This is a genomic window from Nocardia sp. NPDC058519, assembly GCF_042719755.1.
In the GTDB taxonomy this organism is placed as follows: Bacteria; Actinomycetota; Actinomycetes; order Mycobacteriales; family Mycobacteriaceae; genus Nocardia.
In genome coordinates, this window is the sequence record NZ_JBHXNK010000024.1 from 34541 (window position 1) to 54878 (window position 20338).

20 protein-coding genes are annotated in these 20338 nt (G+C 67.7%); 12 read left to right on the forward strand and 8 right to left on the reverse strand.

Translation table 11 applies throughout. The annotated features are described in order from the left end of the window. Positions 1-138: 138 nt before the first annotated feature. A complete protein-coding gene (locus ACFWPK_RS24460; protein ID WP_378919428.1) occupies positions 139-1281 on the reverse strand; it encodes a cystathionine gamma-synthase in 1143 nt (380 codons plus the stop codon). A gap of 99 nt (positions 1282-1380) precedes the next feature. Here ACFWPK_RS24460 and ACFWPK_RS24465 point away from each other — a divergent pair, with 99 nt between their 5' ends. Continuing rightward, positions 1381-2562, forward strand: coding sequence for an acyl-CoA dehydrogenase family protein (locus tag ACFWPK_RS24465; RefSeq protein WP_378919430.1), 1182 nt, complete (start codon positions 1381-1383; stop codon positions 2560-2562). A gap of 1 nt (position 2563) precedes the next feature. Here the strand turns inward: ACFWPK_RS24465 and ACFWPK_RS24470 are convergent, their stop codons facing one another. Both ACFWPK_RS24470 and ACFWPK_RS24475 read right to left on the reverse strand, forming a co-directional pair. Next, complete coding sequence (locus tag ACFWPK_RS24470) at positions 2564-2881, reverse strand: hypothetical protein (protein WP_378919432.1); 318 nt, start codon at positions 2879-2881, stop codon at positions 2564-2566. 121 nt (positions 2882-3002) lie between these two features. Continuing rightward, the gene (locus ACFWPK_RS24475) at positions 3003-4304 is read right to left on the reverse strand and encodes an NtaA/DmoA family FMN-dependent monooxygenase (RefSeq protein WP_378919434.1); all 1302 of its coding nucleotides are present in this window, start codon (positions 4302-4304) and stop codon (positions 3003-3005) included. Positions 4305-4461: 157 nt separating this feature from the next. On the opposite strand from ACFWPK_RS24475, the gene ACFWPK_RS24480 reads away from it, so the two are divergent. Then, positions 4462-4806, forward strand: a complete 345-nt coding sequence (locus ACFWPK_RS24480; RefSeq protein ID WP_378919436.1) for a DUF6401 family natural product biosynthesis protein — start codon at positions 4462-4464, stop codon at positions 4804-4806. Between the two features lie 58 nt (positions 4807-4864). On the opposite strand, the gene ACFWPK_RS24485 is transcribed toward ACFWPK_RS24480, so the two are convergent. Further along, positions 4865-5704 (reverse strand): hypothetical protein, encoded by an 840-nt coding sequence (locus ACFWPK_RS24485; protein ID WP_378919438.1) that lies wholly within the window; start codon positions 5702-5704, stop codon positions 4865-4867. Positions 5705-6144: 440 nt separating this feature from the next. Here ACFWPK_RS24485 and erm point away from each other — a divergent pair, with 440 nt between their 5' ends. Beyond that, entirely contained in the window at positions 6145-6969 is an 825-nt protein-coding gene (gene erm, locus ACFWPK_RS24490; RefSeq protein WP_378919440.1) for an ErmE/ErmH/ErmO/ErmR family 23S rRNA (adenine(2058)-N(6))-methyltransferase, read from the forward strand. Positions 6970-7005: 36 nt separating this feature from the next. On the opposite strand, the gene ACFWPK_RS24495 is transcribed toward erm, so the two are convergent. Beyond that, entirely contained in the window at positions 7006-8256 is a 1251-nt protein-coding gene (locus ACFWPK_RS24495; protein WP_378919441.1) for a Glu/Leu/Phe/Val dehydrogenase dimerization domain-containing protein, read from the reverse strand. Between the two features lie 150 nt (positions 8257-8406). On the opposite strand from ACFWPK_RS24495, the gene ACFWPK_RS24500 reads away from it, so the two are divergent. Next, positions 8407-9378 carry a LysR substrate-binding domain-containing protein gene (locus ACFWPK_RS24500; RefSeq protein WP_378919443.1) on the forward strand — a complete coding sequence of 324 codons (972 nt, stop codon included), beginning with the start codon at positions 8407-8409 and terminating at the stop codon, positions 9376-9378. Here the strand turns inward: ACFWPK_RS24500 and ACFWPK_RS24505 are convergent. Beyond that, entirely contained in the window at positions 9346-10728 is a 1383-nt protein-coding gene (locus ACFWPK_RS24505; RefSeq protein WP_378919445.1) for a cystathionine beta-synthase, read from the reverse strand. The two genes, ACFWPK_RS24500 and ACFWPK_RS24505, sit on opposite strands and share 33 nt — an antisense overlap. Before the next feature lie 113 nt (positions 10729-10841). On the opposite strand from ACFWPK_RS24505, the gene ACFWPK_RS24510 reads away from it, so the two are divergent. Then, positions 10842-11711 (forward strand): SGNH/GDSL hydrolase family protein, encoded by an 870-nt coding sequence (locus ACFWPK_RS24510; protein WP_378919447.1) that lies wholly within the window; start codon positions 10842-10844, stop codon positions 11709-11711. Between the two features lie 62 nt (positions 11712-11773). Next, the gene (locus ACFWPK_RS24515; protein ID WP_378919448.1) at positions 11774-12994 is read left to right on the forward strand and encodes an acetyl-CoA C-acetyltransferase; all 1221 of its coding nucleotides are present in this window, start codon (positions 11774-11776) and stop codon (positions 12992-12994) included. A 59-nt stretch (positions 12995-13053) separates the two neighbouring features. Here the strand turns inward: ACFWPK_RS24515 and ACFWPK_RS24520 are convergent, their stop codons facing one another. After that, positions 13054-13911: a Bax inhibitor-1/YccA family protein gene (locus tag ACFWPK_RS24520; RefSeq protein WP_378919449.1), complete on the reverse strand. Its 858-nt coding sequence runs from the start codon at positions 13909-13911 to the stop codon at positions 13054-13056. Positions 13912-14076: 165 nt separating this feature from the next. Further along, a complete protein-coding gene (locus ACFWPK_RS24525) occupies positions 14077-15225 on the reverse strand; it encodes a class I SAM-dependent methyltransferase (protein ID WP_378919451.1) in 1149 nt (382 codons plus the stop codon). A gap of 403 nt (positions 15226-15628) precedes the next feature. On the opposite strand from ACFWPK_RS24525, the gene ACFWPK_RS24530 reads away from it, so the two are divergent. The 6 genes from ACFWPK_RS24530 to ACFWPK_RS24555 all read left to right on the forward strand — a co-directional run bounded on the left by ACFWPK_RS24530 (position 15629) and on the right by ACFWPK_RS24555 (position 20317). Beyond that, positions 15629-16210 carry a hypothetical protein gene (locus tag ACFWPK_RS24530; protein WP_378919453.1) on the forward strand — a complete coding sequence of 194 codons (582 nt, stop codon included), beginning with the start codon at positions 15629-15631 and terminating at the stop codon, positions 16208-16210. A gap of 51 nt (positions 16211-16261) precedes the next feature. Then, positions 16262-16711: a DUF6153 family protein gene (locus tag ACFWPK_RS24535; RefSeq protein WP_378919588.1), complete on the forward strand. Its 450-nt coding sequence runs from the start codon at positions 16262-16264 to the stop codon at positions 16709-16711. 65 nt (positions 16712-16776) lie between these two features. Beyond that, positions 16777-17385 carry a DUF305 domain-containing protein gene (locus ACFWPK_RS24540; RefSeq protein ID WP_378919455.1) on the forward strand — a complete coding sequence of 203 codons (609 nt, stop codon included), beginning with the start codon at positions 16777-16779 and terminating at the stop codon, positions 17383-17385. 157 nt (positions 17386-17542) lie between these two features. Then, positions 17543-18082, forward strand: a complete 540-nt coding sequence (locus tag ACFWPK_RS24545; protein WP_378919457.1) for a hypothetical protein — start codon at positions 17543-17545, stop codon at positions 18080-18082. Positions 18083-18178: 96 nt separating this feature from the next. After that, the gene (locus ACFWPK_RS24550) at positions 18179-19477 is read left to right on the forward strand and encodes a serine hydrolase domain-containing protein (RefSeq protein WP_378919458.1); all 1299 of its coding nucleotides are present in this window, start codon (positions 18179-18181) and stop codon (positions 19475-19477) included. A gap of 108 nt (positions 19478-19585) precedes the next feature. Beyond that, positions 19586-20317: a GntR family transcriptional regulator gene (locus ACFWPK_RS24555; RefSeq protein ID WP_378919460.1), complete on the forward strand. Its 732-nt coding sequence runs from the start codon at positions 19586-19588 to the stop codon at positions 20315-20317. Positions 20318-20338: the final 21 nt, after the last annotated feature.

Here is a 20338-nt window from a genome sequence, read left to right on the forward strand (position 1 = left end):
TTTTTTTTTTTTTTTATTGGTACCGGGCGGCCCTTACCCCCCGGGTCCCCGGCTAACCCCTTCGCCCAACACCCCAACCCACCGCGCCCCCACCCGCACTCGGGATGCGCCCGCTTCGTCATGTGTGGGGTCCTCTGCTCAGCTCAGAGCCTGCTCGACGTCAGCAAGGAGATCGCTGATGTCTTCGATGCCGACCGAGAGCCGGACCAGATCGGCGGGGACTTCCAGGGCCGAGCCCTCGGTGCTCGCGTGGGTCATCGCACCGGGGTGTTCGATGAGCGATTCGACCCCGCCCAGCGATTCGGCCAGCGTGAAGATCTGGGTTCGCGAGCAGAACTTCAGCGCCGCTTCCCGGCCACCGGTCAGGCGCACCGAGATCATGCCGCCGCTGCGGCGCATCTGCTTCTGCGCGATCTCGTAGCCGGGGTGGGTGGGCAGACCGGGGTAGATGACCTGTGAGATGGCCGGGTGGTTGGTCAGGAACTCCGCGATGACCTCGGCGTTGTCGCAGTGCTTTTCCATCCGCACGGCCAGCGTCTTGATGCCGCGCATCGTGAGGAAGGCGTCGAACGGGCCGGGCACCGCGCCCGCGCCGTTCTGCAGGAACGCGAAGTCCTTGTCGAGCTCGGCGCTGTTGGTGATCAGCGCGCCGCCGACGACATCGGAGTGACCGCCGAGGTACTTGGTGGTCGAGTGCAGGACCACATCGGCGCCGAGCAGCAGCGGCTGCTGCAGGTACGGGGTGGCGAACGTGTTGTCCACGACCAGCTTCGCGTCGGCCTCGTGGGCGATATCGGCCAGCGCGGGGATGTCACCGATGCTCAGCAGCGGGTTGGTCGGGGTTTCGATCCACACCAGCTTGGTGTTGGGGCGGATGGCCGCGCGCACGGCGTCGAGGTCGGCGATGTGGGCGGGCGAGTGCTCGATGCCCCACTGGCTGAAGACCTTGTCGATGAGCCGGAAGGTGCCGCCGTAGGCGTCGTCGGGGATGACGATGTGGTCACCCGGGCGCAGCATGGCGCGTAGCGCGCAGTCGGTGGCCGCCATACCCGAGGCGAACGCGCGCCCGTAGCTGCCCGATTCGAGGGCGGCGAGGTTGGCTTCCAAGGCCGTGCGGGTGGGGTTGCCGGTGCGCGCGTACTCGTAGCCACCGCGCATGCCGCCGACGCCGTCCTGGGCGAAGGTCGAGCTCGCGTAGATGGGCACATTGACCGCACCGGTCTGAGGATCGGGTTCGTATCCGGCGTGCACGGCTCTGGTGGAGAATCCCAGCTCACTCATGGCCTCAGACTAGTTGGCCGGTTCGGGTCGCTTTCGCAGGGGTTCTCGACATGGTCGAAGTGTCGGATTCGGGTTCGGTACTGCGGTTAAGCTCACGGCATGGTCACCGTCGAAGAGTTGTTCGCCATCGATCCGTTGCTGTCGCAGGAGGAGCGCGAAATCCGCGACACGGTGGCGCGATTCGGAGAACGCAGGCTGCGGCCGCACCTTGCCGACTGGTTCGAGGAAGGCACGTTCCCGGCCCGCGAGATCGCGCCGGAACTGGGCAAGCTCGGGCTGCTCGGCATGCACCTGGACGGCTACGGCTGCGCGGGCGCGTCGGCCACCGCCTACGGGCTCGCCTGCCAGGAGCTCGAAGCCGTCGACTCCGGGGTGCGCAGCATGGTGTCGGTGCAGGGCTCCCTCGCGATGGCGGCCATTCACTTCTTCGGATCCGAGGAGCAGAAGCAGCAGTACCTGCCCGCGATGGCGGCCGGTGAGGTGATCGGGTGCTTCGGGCTCACCGAACCCGACTTCGGATCCAATCCCGGCGGGATGCGCACGCGGGCGCGCCGCGACGGTGACGACTGGATTCTGAACGGGTCCAAGATGTGGATCACCAACGGGTCGGTGGCCGATATCGCCGTGGTCTGGGCCAAGGCGGAGGAGCCCGGCGCGGACAAGCCGCGGGTGCGTGGCTTCCTGGTGCCCTCTGGCACACCGGGTTTCACCACTCGCGAGATCCACCGCAAGCTGTCGCTGCGCGCATCGATCACCGCCGCACTGGATTTCGACGACGTGCGCTTGCCCGCCGATGCGGTGCTGCCCGAATCACACGGGCTCAGTTCGCCGCTGGCCTGTTTGAGCGAAGCGCGGTTCGGCATCATCTTCGGTGCGCTCGGCGCCGCGCGCGACTGCCTGAGCGCGGCGATCGACTACGCCCGCACCCGTGCGGTGTTCGACAAGCCGCTGGCGGGCTACCAGCTCACCCAGGCCAAACTGGCCGATATGGCGCTCGAACTCGGCAAGGGACAGTTGCTCGCGCTGCACCTGGGCCGGCTGAAGGATCGTCACGAGATCACCGGCGAGCAGATCAGCGTGGGCAAGCTGAACAGCACCCGTGAGGCCATCAAGATCGCTCGCGAATGCCGAACCATCATGGGCGCCAACGGAATCACCCTCGACTACCCGGTCCTGCGGCACGCGAACAACCTGGAGTCGGTGCTGACCTACGAGGGCACCGCCGAGGTGCACCAGCTGGTGATCGGCAAGGCGCTCACCGACGCCAACGCGTTCCGGTAGGTCAGGTACCGGCCGACAGGCCCGGCCTCGGCGCGGGCCTGATCATGCCGCCGGCGAAGGCCGCGGCGAGCATCACGATCACTACCGTGAACACAGTCAGCGCGATGGGCACGGTGATCGCTGTGGGGATGCCGAGCACGGTCAGACCAGCCACACTGCCGCAACCCCAGAAGATCGCGGCGGCGAGTCGACCGAGCAACGGCGCGTAGGGCGACCGGCGCCAGGCACCGGCGATCCTCGTCTGAGCCGAATACCCTGCGCTGGTGGCGATTACCGCGCTCATGCCGAACAGCTGAACGGCCGGGTCGGTAACCTGCACTGCGGATCCTCTCGCTCGCCGAGCGGGTTTGCCGAAAGTTGTCTCGGAACGGTTATACCCATTCAGAGTCCATCGGGCGCCCGGTTCACGCAACTCCGCGGTATCGATCACATCTCGTCGGCTACGCCCTCGTCGAACCGGTCGGCGCGGGCAGTTCCAGGTTCTCCCGGTAGGTCCGGCCCAGATAGTCGGTATCGAGCAGATTCCTGCGACGCAGCTCTGGCAGCAGACCATTGACCACGAAATCGTGGGTGCGCTCGTCGGTGAGACCGCCGAGGGAGATCACGTCGAGCACATTCGCCCGATAGCGCTGCTCGATCGCGTCGGCCAACTGTTCGGGTGTGCCCGCGACGGCCCAGTGTCCGGTGTCCTTGGCGGCGATGACGAGCTCGCGCAGGGTCGCGCCGGAGGCGGCGAGCTTGCCGAAGATCTCGACCCGACCGCGGCGCCGGTGTACCGAATCCAATTGCGGTAGCAGGGTTTCCGGGATGGGCTTGTCCAGGGGCAGGTCGGACAGGTCGATGGCGCCACCAAGCATGTCGGCCAGCTGACGGCGCCCTGCCTCGAAATCGGTGGCTTCGGCGGCCTCGCGAACCAACCTGTGGGCTTCCTCCTCCGTCGCGCCGTAGGTGGCGTGGAAAGAACTGAAGATGAGCGGAAGCCCGTCCGGCCTGCCCAAGGCGGCGGCTCGGGTGCGGATCTTCTTCGTGTAGATGATCGCGTCCTCGAGCGTGGGCAGCGAGGTGAACACCACCTCCGCGAATCGCGCGCCGAGCTCGACGCCACCCGCGGACTGACCGGCCTGGAACTGCACCGGCCTGCCCTGCGGCAACGGCGGGATGTTCAGCGGCCCGCGCACCGAGAAATACCGTCCGGCGTGGTCGATCGGCCGCACGAGCGATTCGTCCAGTACCGCACCCCCCGCACCGTCGGGCCGCAGCGCACCCGGCTGCCAGCTGTCGAACAGCGCGTTGACCACTTCGATGGATTCGGTGGCGCGCGCGTAGCGCTCCTCCGGGCTCGGCAGATCACGGTCACCGTAGTTCTCCTCGCCCAGCGAGGAGGTCACCACGTTCCAGGCCGCGCGGCCGTTGCTGATGTGGTCGAGCGTGCCGAAGAGCCTGGCCAGGTTATAGGGGTGATGGAACGTCGTCGAGACGGTCGCGATCAGGCCGGCATCGGTGGTCACCGCGCCGAGGGCGGCGAGCTGGATCAGTGGTTCCTGTGCGCCGATCGCCCCCTGGGCGCCGAAGCTGAGCAGGTCGGCCGCGAAGATCGCGCCGATCTTGTTGTCCTGGGCGATCCGCGCGATCCGCACCGCCTCATCGAGCGTGGAGCGGGTCGGATCTAGTGCCGCGGCGTACACACCACGTGACCCGCTGACCCCGGTGACGGTCTTCAATTTCCGACGTTCGCTGCCCATGTTCGACAGTCCAGCAGGACACCCGGACCGCGACCATGGTTGCGCTCAACGGAATTCGATCGAGCGCGCTGATATTGCGCCGGATTCGCCCGGTTACGCCATTGATCTTGAAACAATCCAATTTCATCAACGATGAACAGATTGGTACCATATTGCAATGTTTGCGCCAGCTCCCGCGTTGCTCGAACTTTCGGCGCAACGACAATTGCATCAGCTGAACACCGAGTTCGGAGCGCCAGCGGCCGCCGTCGCCGCAGCGGTGCCCGCGCTGTCGGCCCAGCTGGACCAGCACGCTGCCGCGGTGCGTGACATTCTCACCCTCGGCGTCGACGATTCGGCCAAAGTGCCCCTCACCATTCTGCTCGCAGGCTATGTCCAGGGGCTCCTCGACCATTTCGCCGAGCGGGCCGACGGATTCTTCGCGGGCGCGCCGGGCAACTGGCACGAGGCCGACTGGCTGCAGTTACGCCTTGCCGCGGTGTGCGCGTACGCCGCCGACTGACACCGCACGACACCGGCGCACCGCCACCCGAAGGTGACGGTGCGCCGGTCTCCGTCGGTTACCTGGCTGTTTCGCCACCCCAGCCCGGCTGGCCTTCCGGGTAGCTCGCTCCCGGCGTCACCCACGCCTGCCGACCCTGCTCCACGGTCGGCGACACCTGCTCGCCCTGACGCATGGCATCCTCGCGTCCACGCTGGTATGCCTGAGCATGCCCCTTCATCGCGGGCATCTCCGATTCCAGATTGCCGAGCCAGTTGTTCCAGCGCTGCTCCATGGGCCTGACCAGGCCGCCACCGATGCCGACCACCATGATGCCGCCGATGGTGGCGAGCACGGCGATCAGGATCGGGGTGGTCACCGAGGTCGCGACGCCGATCTGGTTCAGCGCGGCGATGATGCCGATACCCCAGATGAACACCGCCGCGATCCGGCCGAGCATCTTCCCGTAGGACAGCCCGCCGAGCACATTGGAGATCAGGTCGCTCACCGCGTGGGCGATGGCCGCCGCGATCACCACGATCACGATCGCGATCGCCGCCCTCGGCAACCAAGCCACGATGCTGGTGAGCAGCGCGCTGACCGGGTTCGGCCCGAACACCGCGAAACCGATCTGCAGCGCGATCAGCAAAATCGCGTAATAGGCGATCTTGGCGATAATGTCGGAGGCGTCATATTTACTGCGGGACAGCATTTTCCGCAGATCGCCGCGTTCGACCAGCCGGTCGAATCCGACGCGCTCCAGCACTGCGTTCACGATCTTGGCGACCACCTTCGCGATGATCCAGCCAACCAGAAGAATGGCGATGAATGCCACCGCTTTGGGGACGAACTGCGCGACCGAACTCCACGCATCGGTCAAGCCCTGCTGGAAATCTATCGCAATGACGGAGGTATCCACGGCCTGTCCTTTCGCTTTCCGATCAGTGCGGCTGATTGCCGATGCACCTGTTCGTGGTGTTTACCCAGGTAATTCTCATCGAATCGGTGAAGTAGCGATAAATTTGCTCACGGCCGGTCAGCGGCACAATATCCCCCGATCACAGGGGAGGTCCCGCTCTCGCCACGCGTGATCGAGGCGCGCTGGGCCGATCGGCGATCCGATCGGCGCCGGTCCGGCGCGGTACCGATCGGGGCCACACCCGTCGTACCGAAATTCGGTTGCCCGCCGTTCGACCGCTTCCTAGAGTTGGTCGCATGTCGTGCCACTACTTCATTCGTCTCCGCTACAGCCGGGCTCTGGCCCGCTAGCGGACGCGGATAACTTCATCGGCGTCCACCGGCGCGCCAAGGGCCCTTCGAGATTGCATTCGACTCGAAGACCCGAAGGGGCACACTGCCGTGGCGCAGGATTTTGCACACCGAAACTACTCACACACTCAGCGCAAGGTCACCGGTAAGAGTGGCGGTCGGACCGCCCGTGACCACGCGAGAAGGACACTGTCCCAGAACTTTCTGGTGGACCGTGCCGCCGTCGACTCGATCGTGGCGGTGGCCGATCCGGCGGGCACGGTTCTCGAACCCGGTGCGGGCGAAGGGATTCTCACGCATGCCCTGGCTCGCCGGGGCGCACAGGTCACCGCGTACGAGATCGATCCGCTGCTCGCGGCCAAGCTCTCGGCGCAAACGCGTTCCGAGAACGGAATCCGCGTCGTACGCGGCGATTTCACCAAGGCCAAGGCTCCCCGCGAGCCATTCGCCGTGGTGGGGAACATCCCGTTCTCGGTGACCGCCGACATCGTCGACTGGTGCCTGACCGCACCGGCCCTGACCTCGGCAACGCTGCTCACCCAACGCGAATACGCCCGCAAACGCACCGGCGACTACGGCCGCTGGAGCCTGCTGACCGCGACAACCTGGCCGTGGTTCAGCTGGGAACTGCGCGGGCAGGTACCCCGCGGCAGCTTCCGCCCGATCCCATCGGTCGACTCCGCGATCCTGCGGATCGCCCGGCGAACAGCACCCCTTGTCTCCCAACGCAATTCCTACACGGAGCTGGTCCGAACCGCCTTCTCGGGAATAGGCGGCACAGTCCGCGCTTCCCTGCACACCCGCTACCACGGCGTGGACGAAGCACTGGCCACCGCCGGCATCGCCCACGACACTGTGGTGGCCTATGTCCACCCGAATCAGTGGGTGGAGTTGCACTCGATGCTCACCCCCTGAACGAGCTGCCTGCTGTTTGCGAAAGGCAGCAGGATCTCAGGGAATGACGACCGGCCCGGTGAGCGGTGCGGGGTCGGCTGCCCAGCGGTGGCCGACCTCGCGCGGAGTGACCCCTTCGTCGGCCCAGGCGGTGAGCAGCTGTGCGACCTTGTCGTGCATGGTGACGCGGAGCCGGTCGAACGACGTGTCCGGGGTGTCGTCCACTTCGCCGAGCAGCAACCACCACGCCCACGCCACCGCGCCCGCGTTGGCGACGAAGTCTGGCAGGACCGGGATGCCGCGGGCGGCGAGCATGGCTTCGGCTTCCGGTGTGGTGGCGGCGTTCGCGGCTTCGACGATGACGTGCGCCCGGATGTCGTACGAGTTGTCGGGCGTGATCGTATACGAGATCGCCGCTGGCACAAGGATATCGACGTCGGCGGCGATAACGGCGTTGCGCGGCAGCTGCTCGATGCCCGCGGGCAGGCGGGACCGGTCGATCTCGCCGTAGCCGTCGCGCAGATCCAGCAGCGCCGGGATGTCGAGCCCATCGGCGCAGGACAGCGTGCCCGCGGCATCGGCTACCGCGGTGATCTTCATCCCGGCCTCGTACAGGTAGTAGGCCGCCGCCCCGCCCATCGTGCCGACGCCCTGGATCGCGGCCGTCGTCTGGGCAGGTGCCTGCCCCCACTGCACCGCCGTGGCGAGGCAGGCGTGTGCGACGCCGTACCCGCCGATGACGTCACCGAGCAGGAAGCCGCCGTCGACCGCGGCGTTGAGTCCGTTGCGGACCCGCTCCAGCGTCGCGGCCGGGTCGGCGGAGCGCCGGATCGCGGCGTGATAGCTCTGGTCGAGGTCGAGTTGTTCGAAGACCTCGTCGATCAGGTGCTGCGGAACCCCCAGGTCTTCGGCGGTCACCCAATGCGCGTCGAGCCACGGGCGCATCGCCTCGCAGAATCGCCGCAGTACTTCGACGGCGCGCGGGTCCTTGGGATCGAAGTCGATCCCGCCCTTGGCGCCGCCGATCGGCAGGTCGAACGTGGCGGTCTTGTTGGCCATGCCGCGCGCCAGATCCTCGACCTCGCCCAGGGTGCAACCGGCCCGCATCCGGGTGCCGCCGGTGGCCAGGCCGCCGCGCAGGGTGTGGACGACGAGGTAGCCGACCGCGTCGGTGAGCGAATCCGTCCAGTGCAGACGCATATACGGCTCGCCGCGACGGATCGCGGGAGTGACGGCCGGGTCCGTGGGTGCGGCGACGGTATGCGATGTCACCTGCGGCGTCCCTCCGCTCGGGTTCAGCATCGTCATGGTGCCCACCTCCTCGTTCGTCGTGATCGCCCGTGGCGGACCTCGTCGTCCCGGTAGCACCAAGCGTGCGGGCCGCCATGGCCGCGCGTCTATTTACGGTTCGTTCACCGCACCCTTCACGGTTCCTGCACAGTGCATACGCTCGGAGCTATGGAGCTGTCTCTGGCCCGCCTGCGAATGCTGCGCGAACTACACCGACGCGGCACCATCACGGCCGCCGCGGCCGCCCTGCACTACACCGCGTCGGCGGTTTCCCAACAGCTCGCCCAGCTCGAACGCGACGCGGGCACCCGGCTGTTCGAACGACGCGGGCGCCGAGTGCAGCTCACCGATCTCGGGATCGTGCTCGCCGAGCACGCCGAAGAGATCCTGGCCTCGGTCGAGCGCGCGACCCAGGCGCTGGAGGAAGCGGGCGGTTCGGTGACCGCGAAGATCACCGCCGGGGTGTGGGCGTCGGTGGCCTCCGGCCTGCTCCCCGACGCGCTCACCACCCTCGCCGCCTCGCATCCTGGCATCTTGGTGCGCACCACCGAACTCGCGCCGGAGTCGACGGCCGCCGCCGTCCGTGACGGCACGCTCGACCTGTCGTTCGTTCTCGACTACTCGAACTATCCGATGACCTGGGACCGTGGCCTGGAGCGGGCAGTCATCGGGGTCGAACGGATCCACGCCGCCGTCCCCGCCGGCGCGGTGCCCGCGGCCAGCGTGACCCTCGCCGAGTTGTCCGAGCATCCGTGGATCATCGCGCCCGCCCGGTCGCACTTCGGGCACGCGGCGCGGCTGGCGTTCCAGTCCGCCGGACTCCGGCCGCGCATCGACCACGAGCTGGAGGAGCAGGCGACCGCGATGTCGATGGTCGCGGCCGGACTCGGCGTCACGCTGGTCTCGGATCTGGGCTTGGCGTTGCGCCCACCCGGGGTGGATATCGTCGCGCTCGGCGACGCCCTCACCCGGACCGTGTCACTGGCCTACCGCACCAACTCGGCGGGCCGAGCCGCGCTGCTCCTGGTGGTGGACGCGATCCGGACCGCCGCGGCGAACAAGGGACTCGGCGCCGACATCCGCACCGCGCCCGCAGCGCATCGAGCCTCAGATCCTGCCGGTGCTCAGGAAACCGAGTAGGTCGTGGCGGGTGATGACGCCGACGGGCTTGCCGTCTTCGACGACCATCAGGGCGTCGGAATCCGACAGGGCCTTGGTGGCGGTGGAGATGGGTTCGCCGGAACCGATCAGCGGGAAGGACGGGCTCATGTGCTGGGCGACGGAGTCGGTGAGGTTGGCGCGGCCCTCGAAGACGGCCGAGAGCAGGTCGCGCTCGGTGACGCTGCCCGCTACCTCACCGGCCATGACCGGGGGCTCGGCGCCGACGACGGGCATCTGGGAGACGCCGTACTCGCGCAGGATCTCGATGGCGTCGCGCAGGGTTTCCGACGGGTGGGTGTGCACCAGGTCGGGCAGGCCGCCGGACTTGCCGCGCAGCACGTCGCCGACCAGCGGTTCGGGGCCGGCCTCCAGAGGAGTCCGGAGGAAGCCGTAGGAGCTCATCCACTTGTCGTTGAAGATCTTCGACAGGTAGCCGCGGCCACCGTCTGGCAGCAGCACGACCACCACGGCGTCGGGATCGCGGCGTGCGACCTCGATCGCGGCGACCACGGCCATGCCGCAGGAACCGCCGACCAGCAGGCCCTCCTCGCGAGCGAGGCGCCGGGTCATCTCGAAGGAATCCGCGTCGGAGACCGCGATGATCTCGTCGGGGATCGACGCGTCGTAGGCGGTGGGCCAGAAGTCCTCGCCGACGCCCTCGACCAAGTACGGGCGACCGGTGCCGCCGGAGTACACCGAACCCTCCGGGTCGGCGCCGATGATCTTGACCGTGCCGCCGGAGACTTCCTTGAGGTAGCGGCCGGTGCCGGAGATGGTGCCGCCGGTGCCGACGCCCGCGACGAAGTGGGTGATCTTGCCCTCGGTGTCGGCCCAGATCTCGGGACCGGTGGTCTCGTAGTGGCTGTCGGGTCCGCCCGGGTTGGAGTACTGGTTGGGCTTCCAGGCCCCTTCGATCTCGCGGACCAGGCGATCGGAGACGTTGTAGTAGCTGTCGGGGTGCTCCGGCGGCACGGCGGTCGGGCAGACCACGACCTCGGCGCCGTAGGCACGCAACACGTTGCGCTTGTCCTCGCTGACCTTGTCCGGGCACACGAACACGCACTTGTACCCGCGCTGCTGGGCGACCAGCGCCAGGCCGACACCGGTATTACCCGAGGTCGGCTCGACGATCGTGCCGCCCGGCTTCAGCAGTCCGTCCTGCTCGGCGGCGTCGATCATCTTGACCGCGATCCGGTCCTTGGAGCTGCCGCCCGGGTTCAGGTATTCGACCTTCGCGGCCACCAGGCCCGCGTTGGAGCCGACCACCGAGTTCAGCCGAACAAGGGGGGTGTTGCCGATGAGATCGACGACATGATCCGCGATGCGCATGGTGCCGAGGGTAGCCGAGCACTTGCGCTCGATGCCCGGCGGAGGGGCGCCCACCAGGCCGCAAGTGGTCGACATCTCCGTACGCAGGACTCGGCGTCGTAGAATTTTCGAATGTGAGCGCACCTCGAATCAGCTGGCGGACCGCGGTCGTTACCGGAGCGACGACGGTGCTCGCCGGATCGAGCGCCGGGACCGTCTCCTGGGCGACGTATCGATTGCTGATGACACAGGCGGGTGCGGCGCGCGCGGTGATCGGCCGCGACACCTCCAAGCCGCCCGAGGCCGACGGCGTGTACGCGCCGGGCGCCATCATTCCCGAGCCGTGGCGCAAGACGACACCGGTCGACCTGCACCTGATGATCTTCGGCGACTCCACCGCTGCCGGGCTCGGCTGCCTCGGTGCCGCCGATGTGCCGGGCGTGCGGTTGGCTCGCGGGTTGGCCGAGGCCACCGGCATGCGGATCCGGTTGAGTACCAAGGCCATCTCCGGCGCTACATCGAAGGGCCTGGCCGGACAGGTCGACGCGATGTTCGTCGCGGGCCCGCCGCCGGACGCGGCAGTGATCCTGGTCGGCGCCAACGACATCACCAAGAAGCACTCCATCCGGGCCTCGGCACGCAGGCTCGCGGCTGCGGTGTCGCGGCTGCGCGAGGCCGACGCGCTGGTGGTGGTCGGCACCTGCCCCAACCTGGGTACCGTCACCGCTATCCAGCAACCGCTGCGTACGATCGTCGCGAACTGGAGCGTGCGGCTGGCCAAGGCGCAGACGGTCGCCACCACGATCGCGGGCGGCATCGCTGTGCCGATGGGTTCGCCGCTGGTCGCCTCCGAGTTCCGGGCCGCACCCGAAATCCTGTTCGCCACCGACGGATTCCACCCTTCCGCGGCAGGCTACGAATTGGCCGCCGCGCAGCTGCTTCCCGTGCTGATCGCGCAGGTGCGCGACCGCCCTGCCCTTCCCGTCGCGCAGCTGGAGACGTAGATTCGAGAATTGACCGGCATGTAAACAGCCGTTCACGTCGAACAACGCGAAAAGGAGTCCTCATGCCCGAGGCCGTTATCGTCAGCACCGCCCGTTCCCCGATCGGCCGTGCCGTCAAGGGGTCATTGGCGGGAATGCGCCCGGACGACCTGACCACGCAGATGGTTCGTGCCGCGCTGGCCAAGGTGCCTTCGCTGGATCCGACGCAGATCGACGACATCATCCTTGGCACCGGCTCCCCCGCCGGCGAGGGTGGCTTCGGTATGGGCCGCATGATCGCCATCGAGCTCGGCCTCGATGTCGTCCCCGGCACCACCGTGCAGCGCTATTGTGCGTCGTCGGTACAGACCACCCGGATGGCCTTCCACGCGATCAAGGCAGGCGAGGGTGACGTATTCATCTCCGCAGGCGTGGAGACCGTCTCGCGCTACGCCCGTGGCTCGGCCGACAGCTCACCCGATACCAGGAACACCATTTTCGACGAGGCCGTCGCCCGTACCGCCAAGGCCGCCGAAGGTGGCGCCGGTGTGTGGCACGACCCGCGCCAGGACGGCCTGCTCCCCGACGCCTACATCGCGATGGGCCAGACCGCCGAGAACGTCGCGTCGCTGACCGGCATCTCGCGCGAGGACCAGGACCGCTGGGGCGTGCGCTCGCAGAACCGTGCCGAAGAGGCCATCAAGTCGGGGTTCTTCGAGCGGGAGATCACCCCGGTGACCCTGCCCGACGGCACGATCGTGAGCAAGGACGACGGCCCGCGCGCCGGCGTCACCTACGAGGCGGTCAGCCAGCTCAAGCCGGTGTTCCGTCCCGACGGCACCATCACCGCCGGTAACTGCTGCGCGCTCAACGACGGCGCCGCGGCGCTGGTCATCATGAGCGACACCAAGGCCAAGGAGCTGGGCCTGACCCCGCTGGCCCGCATCGTCTCCACCGGTGTGTCCGGCCTGTCGCCCGAGATCATGGGCCTCGGCCCGGTCGAGGCCGTCAAGCGCGCGCTGGCGATCGCGGGCAAGTCGGTCTCCGACATCGACCTGTTCGAGATCAACGAGGCCTTCGCCGTGCAGGTGCTCGGCTCGGCGCGTGAGCTGAAGATCGACGAGGACAAGCTCAACGTCTCCGGCGGCGCGATCGCGCTGGGCCACCCGTTCGGCATGACCGGTGCCCGCATCACCACCACCCTGCTGAACAACCTGCAGACCTACGACAAGCAGTTCGGCGTGGAGACCATGTGCGTCGGCGGCGGCCAGGGCATGGCGCTCGTCATCGAGCGTCTGAGCTGAGATAGGTAGACCAAAAAAGCGGCCCACCTCGATGAGGTGGGCCGCTTTTGTGTCTTCTATCAGTCGCGCTGGAAGTAGCTCAGCAGGCGGAGGATCTCGATGTAGAGCCAGACCAGGGTGATGGTGAGGCCGAGGGCGACGCCCCAGGCGGCCTTTTCGGGGGCCTGGGCGCGGATCAGCTGGTCGGCGGCGTCGAAGTCCAGCAGGAAGCTGAACGCGGCGATGGCGATGCAGACCAGGCTGAACACGATCGCCAGCGGGCCGCCGTCGCGCAGGCCGAAGCCGCCGTCGGTGAAGAAGCTCGCGATCAGGTTGCCGACCATCAGCACCAGCACGCCGACCATCGCACCGATCAGCATGCGGGTGAAGCGCGGGGTCACGCGGATGGCGCCGGTTTTGTAGACGACCAGCATGCCGAAGAACACGCCGAACGTGCCGAGCACCGCCTGGCCGATCAGGGCGCTACCACCCACGCCGCCGAAGGTGACGTCGGTGAACATCAGCGACAGCGCGCCGAGGAACAGGCCTTCGAAGGCCGCGTAGGCCAGGACGATGGCCGGGTTGTCCATCTTGCGACCGAAGGTCGCGATCAGGACCAGCACCAGGCCGATGATGCCGCCGCCGATGACGAACAGCGGCGCCAGCGAAGGGTTGGCACTCGACAGCGCGAAGGAGACGATCGCCGAGACCGTGAGCACCGCGAGGGTGATGCCGGTCTTGGTGACCACGTCGTCGATGGTCATCGCGCGAGTGGCGGGGGCCTGCTGGAATTGCTGGCCGTACTGCTGGCCGTATTCGCCGTACTGCTGGTTGCCGACCTGGCCCGCGCCGGCTACGCCCGAACCGAAGTTCGCGTAACCGCCGACACCCTCCTGGCGGGGAAGGTTCTTGAACACCGGATTCGATGAGGTACGCACCGTGCGCCTTTCTTGGAGATACGAGTCGCTGTACGCCTGCGGCGCGGCACAGCTCCAACTGCCCTGTTCAACGCGCCACGATCGGACAAAGTTCCCAGCGATCCGGTCCATGACCACACCGCCCGCCCGTTCGGACAAATCGGACTCTACCGCTTTCGGGTCGCCCTATCGTTGTACGTCGCGCAGACCACGAACGGACCGCGTGACCGTGAACTTCTGGTTCCGGCCGATCACATCGGTGCGGCCGACCATCCGCTCCACCACGCCGCGATAGTTCAAGTGCGAGTTGTACACCGTCCACAACTCGCCGCCGGGCCGCAGCACCCGCCCGGTCTCGACGAACATCTTGATCGCCGAACCGGTGTGCACGGCCGCGCCGACATGGAACGGCGGATTGCACAGCACCAGGTCGGCGCTGTTGTCGGCGGCCGAGGACATGGCGTCGTCGCGCACCACCGTGACCCGGTCGGCGACACCGTTGGCCTCGGCGGTTGCCCTGGCCGAGGCGACGGCGGCGGCCGACTGGTCGGTGCCGACCACCCGGATGTGTGGACGTGATTTCGCCAGCGCGACCGCGAGAATGCCGGTGCCACAACCGAGATCGACGGCATCGCGCGCGTCGGGCTTCATCCGGTCCATGTGCTCGAGCAGGAACCGGGTGCCGATGTCGAGGCGCGATCCCGAGAACGCGGCGCCGAACGCGACGACATCACCGTCGATCTCGATGACGTGCTCGCGCACGGGGAACCGGGATTCGCCCACCGGCAGCGGCTCGCCGACCATCAGCACGCGCGACTTCTGCCGGCCCCGGCCCGCCCTGACCTGCGCGAAAGATTCGGCGAGCACTTCGTTCATGGCCGGGGTGAGGTACTTGTCGCGGCCGCCCGCGAACACCACCACATCGGGGGCGGCGTAGCGGGCGATGGCCTCGGCGATCTCGGCGACACCCGACAGCATCCGCGGCAACCGCATCAGGACCACGCGCGCGCCGGTGAGCAGGTCGGCGTCGAGGGCGTGGGCGGTATAGCGGTCGGTGAGCCCGAGGGTCTTGGCATTGGCTGCCAGCGCCGATTCACCGGTGATCAGGTCCTGGTGCACGCGAATGCCGCCGAGTCCGTGCTGCGCGGCAATCCCGAGGGTGAGCGCGCCGTACGCGTCGCCGATCACCGCAACCTCACCGCTACCAGCGGCCGCGAGGACGTCCGCGGCCGTGTCGAGGATCAGTCGGTCGGCGGCGTCGACGGCATAGAGGTTCGGCGCCTCCACATCCGGATACCGGCGTAGTCGATCGAATACGTCCTCAACACTGTCCACCCGGCAAGTGTGCTAGATCGTTGCCCCACCGTCACATCCGGGCCCGGTAACGGCCGTCGGGGTGACTCGCAACGGGGCGTCGTGGGATGTATTTCCCTGAGCGATAACGGGTTCCATCGATTTGCGATGCCCTTGCAGATCGTCGGCGAATTCGCCGATCGCACGAATTCCATTGCTCCCCAATGCGTCGGCCACGATCACCGGCCCACCCGCACCGCAGCCGATCACCGCAGGTGGCGCTAACTACCGAACTGGTACGCGTTCACCGAAAATCGTGGCCCCGACCTGCGCGCATCGACCGGAACCGCTCCCATTTGGAAGTCATCAGCAAACTTTCCGTAGCCCGAACACACCCCGCGCTCCTTCGCCCACCACGCCGCCGTCCCTGCGTACCATCGGCCCCATGCGCAACGCTCTCGTGTTCGTGCTGATCGCCGCGGCCGCGGTTTCGGTGTCCGGCTGCGGCTCCGACGACGCACCGGCCGCGACAACGACGACGACAACGAGCACCACCAGCACCTTCGCCGACGCCACCGGCGAGGTGCCCACCGATGCGGGCCCCAAGTCCGGTGCGGCCTCCGCGGGTGCGGCGCTCACCGTCAGCGATATCCGGATCGGCCGACAGCCCGGCTTCGACCGCGTGGTCTTCGCTCTCGGTGGCACCGGGGCTCCCGGCTGGCAGGTGGCCTACACCGACCGCGCGGTGCAGGACGGCAGCGGCAAGACCGTCGACGTGGCGGGCCGCGCGATTCTCGAGGTGCGCATTCTCGGCTCCGCGTATCCGTTCGACTCGACCGTCGCCCCGTTCGCCGGGCCCGATCCGGTGACCGACCCGGGCACACCGACCATCACCGGGGTCTACAAGAAGCTGGTCTACGAGGGCGTCACCCAGTCGTTCATCGGCATCGACGCCGATCAGCCGCCCTTCGCTGTCACCACCATGGCCGATCCCCCACGCCTGGTCGTCGACATCGCCACCCCGTAACCCCTACCCCTACCCGGTATCGCGATAGCGATCGCTAGACTGGCCGCCGTGATGGACCAGCATCCGCCCGCGCGAGCACCCGGCATTGCCAGGGCGCTCGCCGTGCTGATGCTGCTGGTCGGAATCGTGGCCATGCACTCCGCGGTATTCGGCACCGCCCACGCGTCCGACAGTGCCCACAGCTCTGCTCCGGAAGTATCGGTGGCACCGCCGGACCACCCACAGCTACCCGCGCCGACCGACTCGACACACCCCATCGCAGCTCCGTCCGACCCACATGCGGGGTGCGGCGCGGCAGGCTGCGATGAGCACGCCGCCGTCCACGCCTGCGTTTTCGTCCTTGCCGCACTCGCCATCGCACTGACCCTGGTCCTGCTCTACCGCCTCGGTGACACCGCCGAGGCCGCCCGGCGCACCCCTCGAATCTGGCGCGGCAGGCGGAGGCGCCCACCACCTTGGACCGTCCTCACCCTTTCCCAACTGGCGATTCTGCGGATCTGACAGGCGCGGCACTTCTCGTGCCTCGCCAGTTTCGACACCTCACCCGAATCCCCAGGAGGATCACCATGTCCATCAGCCGTACCCACGTCCTCGTCGCCGCGGCCGCCACCGTCTTGCTCGCGGCCGGTTGCAGCGACGACAGCACCACCGCCACCCACACCGCCGAGCACTCCACCACCACCACCACGACGACCAGCGCTGCCGCCGGCACCGAATTCAACGATGCCGACGTCAGCTTCCTGCAGATGATGTACCCACACCACGCGCAGGCCGTCGAGATGGCGAAGATGGTGCCGAGCCACACCCAGAACCAGCAGCTCATCGCGCTGGCCGCCCAGGTGGAGAAGGCGCAGGCGCCGGAGATGCAGCAGATCACCGACCTGCTCGCCGGTTTCGGCGAACCCGCGCCGAGCGCGACCGAAGGACACGGCGGGCACGATATGCCCGGCATGATGACCGACGCGCAGATGAGCAGTCTGCAAGCCGCGAACGGCGCCGATTTCGACCGGCAGTGGCTGGAGATGATGATCGCCCACCACGAGGGCGCCGTCGCGATGGCCGAGACCGAGCTGAGCGGCGGCGTGAATCCGCAATCGCGGCAGCTCGCGACGAAGATCATGGCCGACCAAGAGGCTGAGATCGCCACCATGCGCGGCATGCTCGGACAGAACTGATCGGGTGCGGCGCCGGGCACGACACGCCCGGCGCCGCGTCTGAAGTTCGTCAGCGAAATCGCCCCCGCGACCTGACGTCACCCGGAAGTAGCCAGTACGGTCGATATGTTCGGCTCCGGCCCAACCGGTGCCTGCGATCTCGAGGCAGGAGAGAGAAATGCGAGTACTGGAACGGCTGGGACTCGGGACCGCGCTCGCGGCCACCGCGACCGGAGTGATCTTCATCGGCGCCTGCTCCAAGCAGGTACCGGGTACCGCCGAGGTCAATCAGGGCGAGCTAGCCTCGTATACCTCCGAGGTGGCGGCGTCGTCGGCGGCGGCATCGTCGTCGCGGGCGGCGAAGATCGAGGCGGCCAACGACACGGCGTGCGACGGCCTGCGGTCGGCCAACAAGACCTCGGTCACCTCGTTCAACGCCTACATCGCGGCCTCCAACGATCAGGCGCCCGACGCCGATGCCAAGGCCACGGACGCGGTCACCACCCTGCGCAACAGCGCCAAGGATCTCGACCGCAGGATCACCGCCGATGTGATCCCCGATCTGTCGGTGCCGCTGCGTGACTACATCGAGAAGACCAACACCCTCGCCGACACCCTCGAACGCAGGGCGCCCACCGACGAACTCAACGGTGTGATCGACATTTTCAACACGTCCAAAGACATCGCGATCGGGGTGTGCACGCCCTACGGCAGCTGATTCCGCGTAACAAGAACGTGCTCGTTCACGATTCCCCTCCGGACATACCACCTGGAGGGTTTCGTGCAGGGCTATCTGAAATACATTGTAGCAGCGATGATTACCGCAGTGACCCTGATTTCGGGGGCAGGGCTCCCGAGCCCGGCGAAGGCCGACCCGGTCACCGCGAAGCAGTGTGAGGTCACCACCGGCCGCACACCGCAGTCCGCGACACCGGCCGAAGCCGCGCTCGACCCCGGCGTGCTGGCCACCGCGATGGCGCGGGCCACCGATGTCACCCGGTTCAACATCCAGCTGTATCGCAACAACTGCCTGATCGCGACCGGCCCGCGCAACGCCGAATCCGGCGGGGTGGCGTGGAATCTGTGGAGCGGGACCAAGAGCGTCGTCGCGCTCGTCGCCGGGGCGGCCGTCGACGAGGGGCTGCTGCGGATCGACGAGCCGATCGGCCGCTATCTGCCGCCTGGTCTCGGCGACGCCGCGCACCGGGGGATCACCGTACGCAATCTGCTCAACGAGTCCTCCGGCATGGAGGTCGCCGTCGCCGCCGAGGGCGCGACGGGGCTGGCGCAACTCGATCCCAATGTCGTCGCCCAAGCACTCGCGATGCCGATCGAACGCCCGCAGGGCACGATGTTCCGCTACAGCCAGCGCGCGGTCGACCTGCTGGTCTATGTGGTCCAGCAGGCGGTCGGCGAGGATTTCCAGGCCTTCGCCCAGCGAAAGTTGTTCGACCCGTTGGGCATTGCCCGCAGTGACTACTACTGGGCCCGCGACCGCGCCGGAAACACCTACGGCCACGCGCATTTGATCCTGCCGCCGGACGACTTCGCGAAACTCGGTCTGCTCGTGGGTAATCGGGGCCGCTGGAACTCCCAGCAGGTGATCTCCGAGGACTACATGCGCGCGGCGGTATCACCGTCGCCGAGCATGCCCTGCTACGGCTTCCTGTTCGTGATCAACGGCGCACCGTGCCGCCTCGAGTTCCCCGGACTGCCCGACGACGCGGTGAAGATGTCGGGCATGCTGCGCAACGACAGTTTCATCGTGCCCAGCCTCGGCATGGTGCTGAACTGGACCGGCGTGGCCACGGTGGGCAGTTCGACCACCTACACCCACGACGTGATGCGCACACTCGTCTCCGCGTTCCGCGACCAGCAGATCCCTGACCCGGGTCCGTATCGGGAGCGTCCCGATGTGAGCGTCACCGACCCGATGATCGCCCGGCCCGACGCTTTCTTCGGCACCCTCGGCGTCGGCCCGTACGCCTACCCCGGCTGCAACTTCCTCGACTGCCTCGGCGAGACTCCGAAGGCCCCGTTCGCGGATTCGCCACCGGGCTGCGTCATCCTGGGATGCATCGGCACCGACCCACGCACGCCGGGCATCCGCTGAGCCGGGCACAGATCTCTGGGCTCCAGCGCGCCGGTCGCGTATTCTCGAATCAACCGGATAGGACCAGTAGGGACCGGTCGGCCTACCAGGAAAAAGGAGCCACTGGCGATGCCCGCACCGCTGCGCGACAGCGCAGTGCCCAAACACGAACAGCTACGCGCGATTCTGCTGCAGAAGTGCACGCGTGAGCTACAGCCGGGCGATCTGCTGACCAGCGAGCGCAATCTGATGCAGGATTACGGCGTCAGCCGGATCACCGTGCGCGAGGCAGTCGGTCAGCTGGTCAACGAAGGGTATCTGGTCCGGGTTCGCGGCAAGGGCACCTTCGTCGCCCACCGGCCCGTGCAATCGCGGCTGCACCTTGCCTCGTTCACCGAGGAGATGCGCGCGCTCGGCCACCACCCGACCACCCTGGTGCTCGTCGCCGAGGAAGCGATCGCGCCCGAGGCCACCGCCCGCGCACTGCGCCTGCCCCAGGGCGCGCAGGCCTACCATGTGCGCCGATTGCGGCTGGCCGACGAGGATCCGGTCAGCGTCGACGACGCCTGGTTCAACCCCGAACTGGTCCCCGGCCTGATCTCGCACGACCTCACCGGTTCGATCTACCGGACCACGGCCGATCGCTACGGCAGGCCGATCGAACGGGCCGTGCAGACCGTCGACGCGCAGGCGGCCGAGGCCGGTGTCGCGGCCCTGCTCGGCGTCAGGAAGGGCGCTCCCGTCCTGCATTTCGACCGGGTGTCGTTCAGCGCGGAGGTGCCGATCGAGCACACCCAGAGCTGGTACCGCGCCGACCGCTATCGCGTGCAGATGGAAGTGGGCCAGCGGCCGCAGTCCTAGCCGGACCACACCGATCCGGTG

Coding starts and splice junctions, on each gene's coding strand:
- ACFWPK_RS24545 (WP_378919457.1), top strand. CDS start 17,543: ATGCGAGTACTGGAACGGCTGGGACTCGGGACCGCGCTCGCGGCCACC.
- ACFWPK_RS24460 (WP_378919428.1), bottom strand. CDS start 1,281: ATGAGTGAGCTGGGATTCTCCACCAGAGCCGTGCACGCCGGATACGAA.
- ACFWPK_RS24465 (WP_378919430.1), top strand. CDS start 1,381: ATGGTCACCGTCGAAGAGTTGTTCGCCATCGATCCGTTGCTGTCGCAG.
- ACFWPK_RS24530 (WP_378919453.1), top strand. CDS start 15,629: ATGCGCAACGCTCTCGTGTTCGTGCTGATCGCCGCGGCCGCGGTTTCG.
- ACFWPK_RS24480 (WP_378919436.1), top strand. CDS start 4,462: ATGTTTGCGCCAGCTCCCGCGTTGCTCGAACTTTCGGCGCAACGACAA.
- ACFWPK_RS24505 (WP_378919445.1), bottom strand. CDS start 10,728: ATGCGCATCGCGGATCATGTCGTCGATCTCATCGGCAACACCCCCCTT.
- ACFWPK_RS24540 (WP_378919455.1), top strand. CDS start 16,777: ATGTCCATCAGCCGTACCCACGTCCTCGTCGCCGCGGCCGCCACCGTC.
- ACFWPK_RS24535 (WP_378919588.1), top strand. CDS start 16,262: ATGGACCAGCATCCGCCCGCGCGAGCACCCGGCATTGCCAGGGCGCTC.
- ACFWPK_RS24555 (WP_378919460.1), top strand. CDS start 19,586: ATGCCCGCACCGCTGCGCGACAGCGCAGTGCCCAAACACGAACAGCTA.
- ACFWPK_RS24495 (WP_378919441.1), bottom strand. CDS start 8,256: ATGACGATGCTGAACCCGAGCGGAGGGACGCCGCAGGTGACATCGCAT.
- ACFWPK_RS24515 (WP_378919448.1), top strand. CDS start 11,774: ATGCCCGAGGCCGTTATCGTCAGCACCGCCCGTTCCCCGATCGGCCGT.
- ACFWPK_RS24475 (WP_378919434.1), bottom strand. CDS start 4,304: ATGGGCAGCGAACGTCGGAAATTGAAGACCGTCACCGGGGTCAGCGGG.
- ACFWPK_RS24550 (WP_378919458.1), top strand. CDS start 18,179: ATGATTACCGCAGTGACCCTGATTTCGGGGGCAGGGCTCCCGAGCCCG.
- ACFWPK_RS24500 (WP_378919443.1), top strand. CDS start 8,407: ATGGAGCTGTCTCTGGCCCGCCTGCGAATGCTGCGCGAACTACACCGA.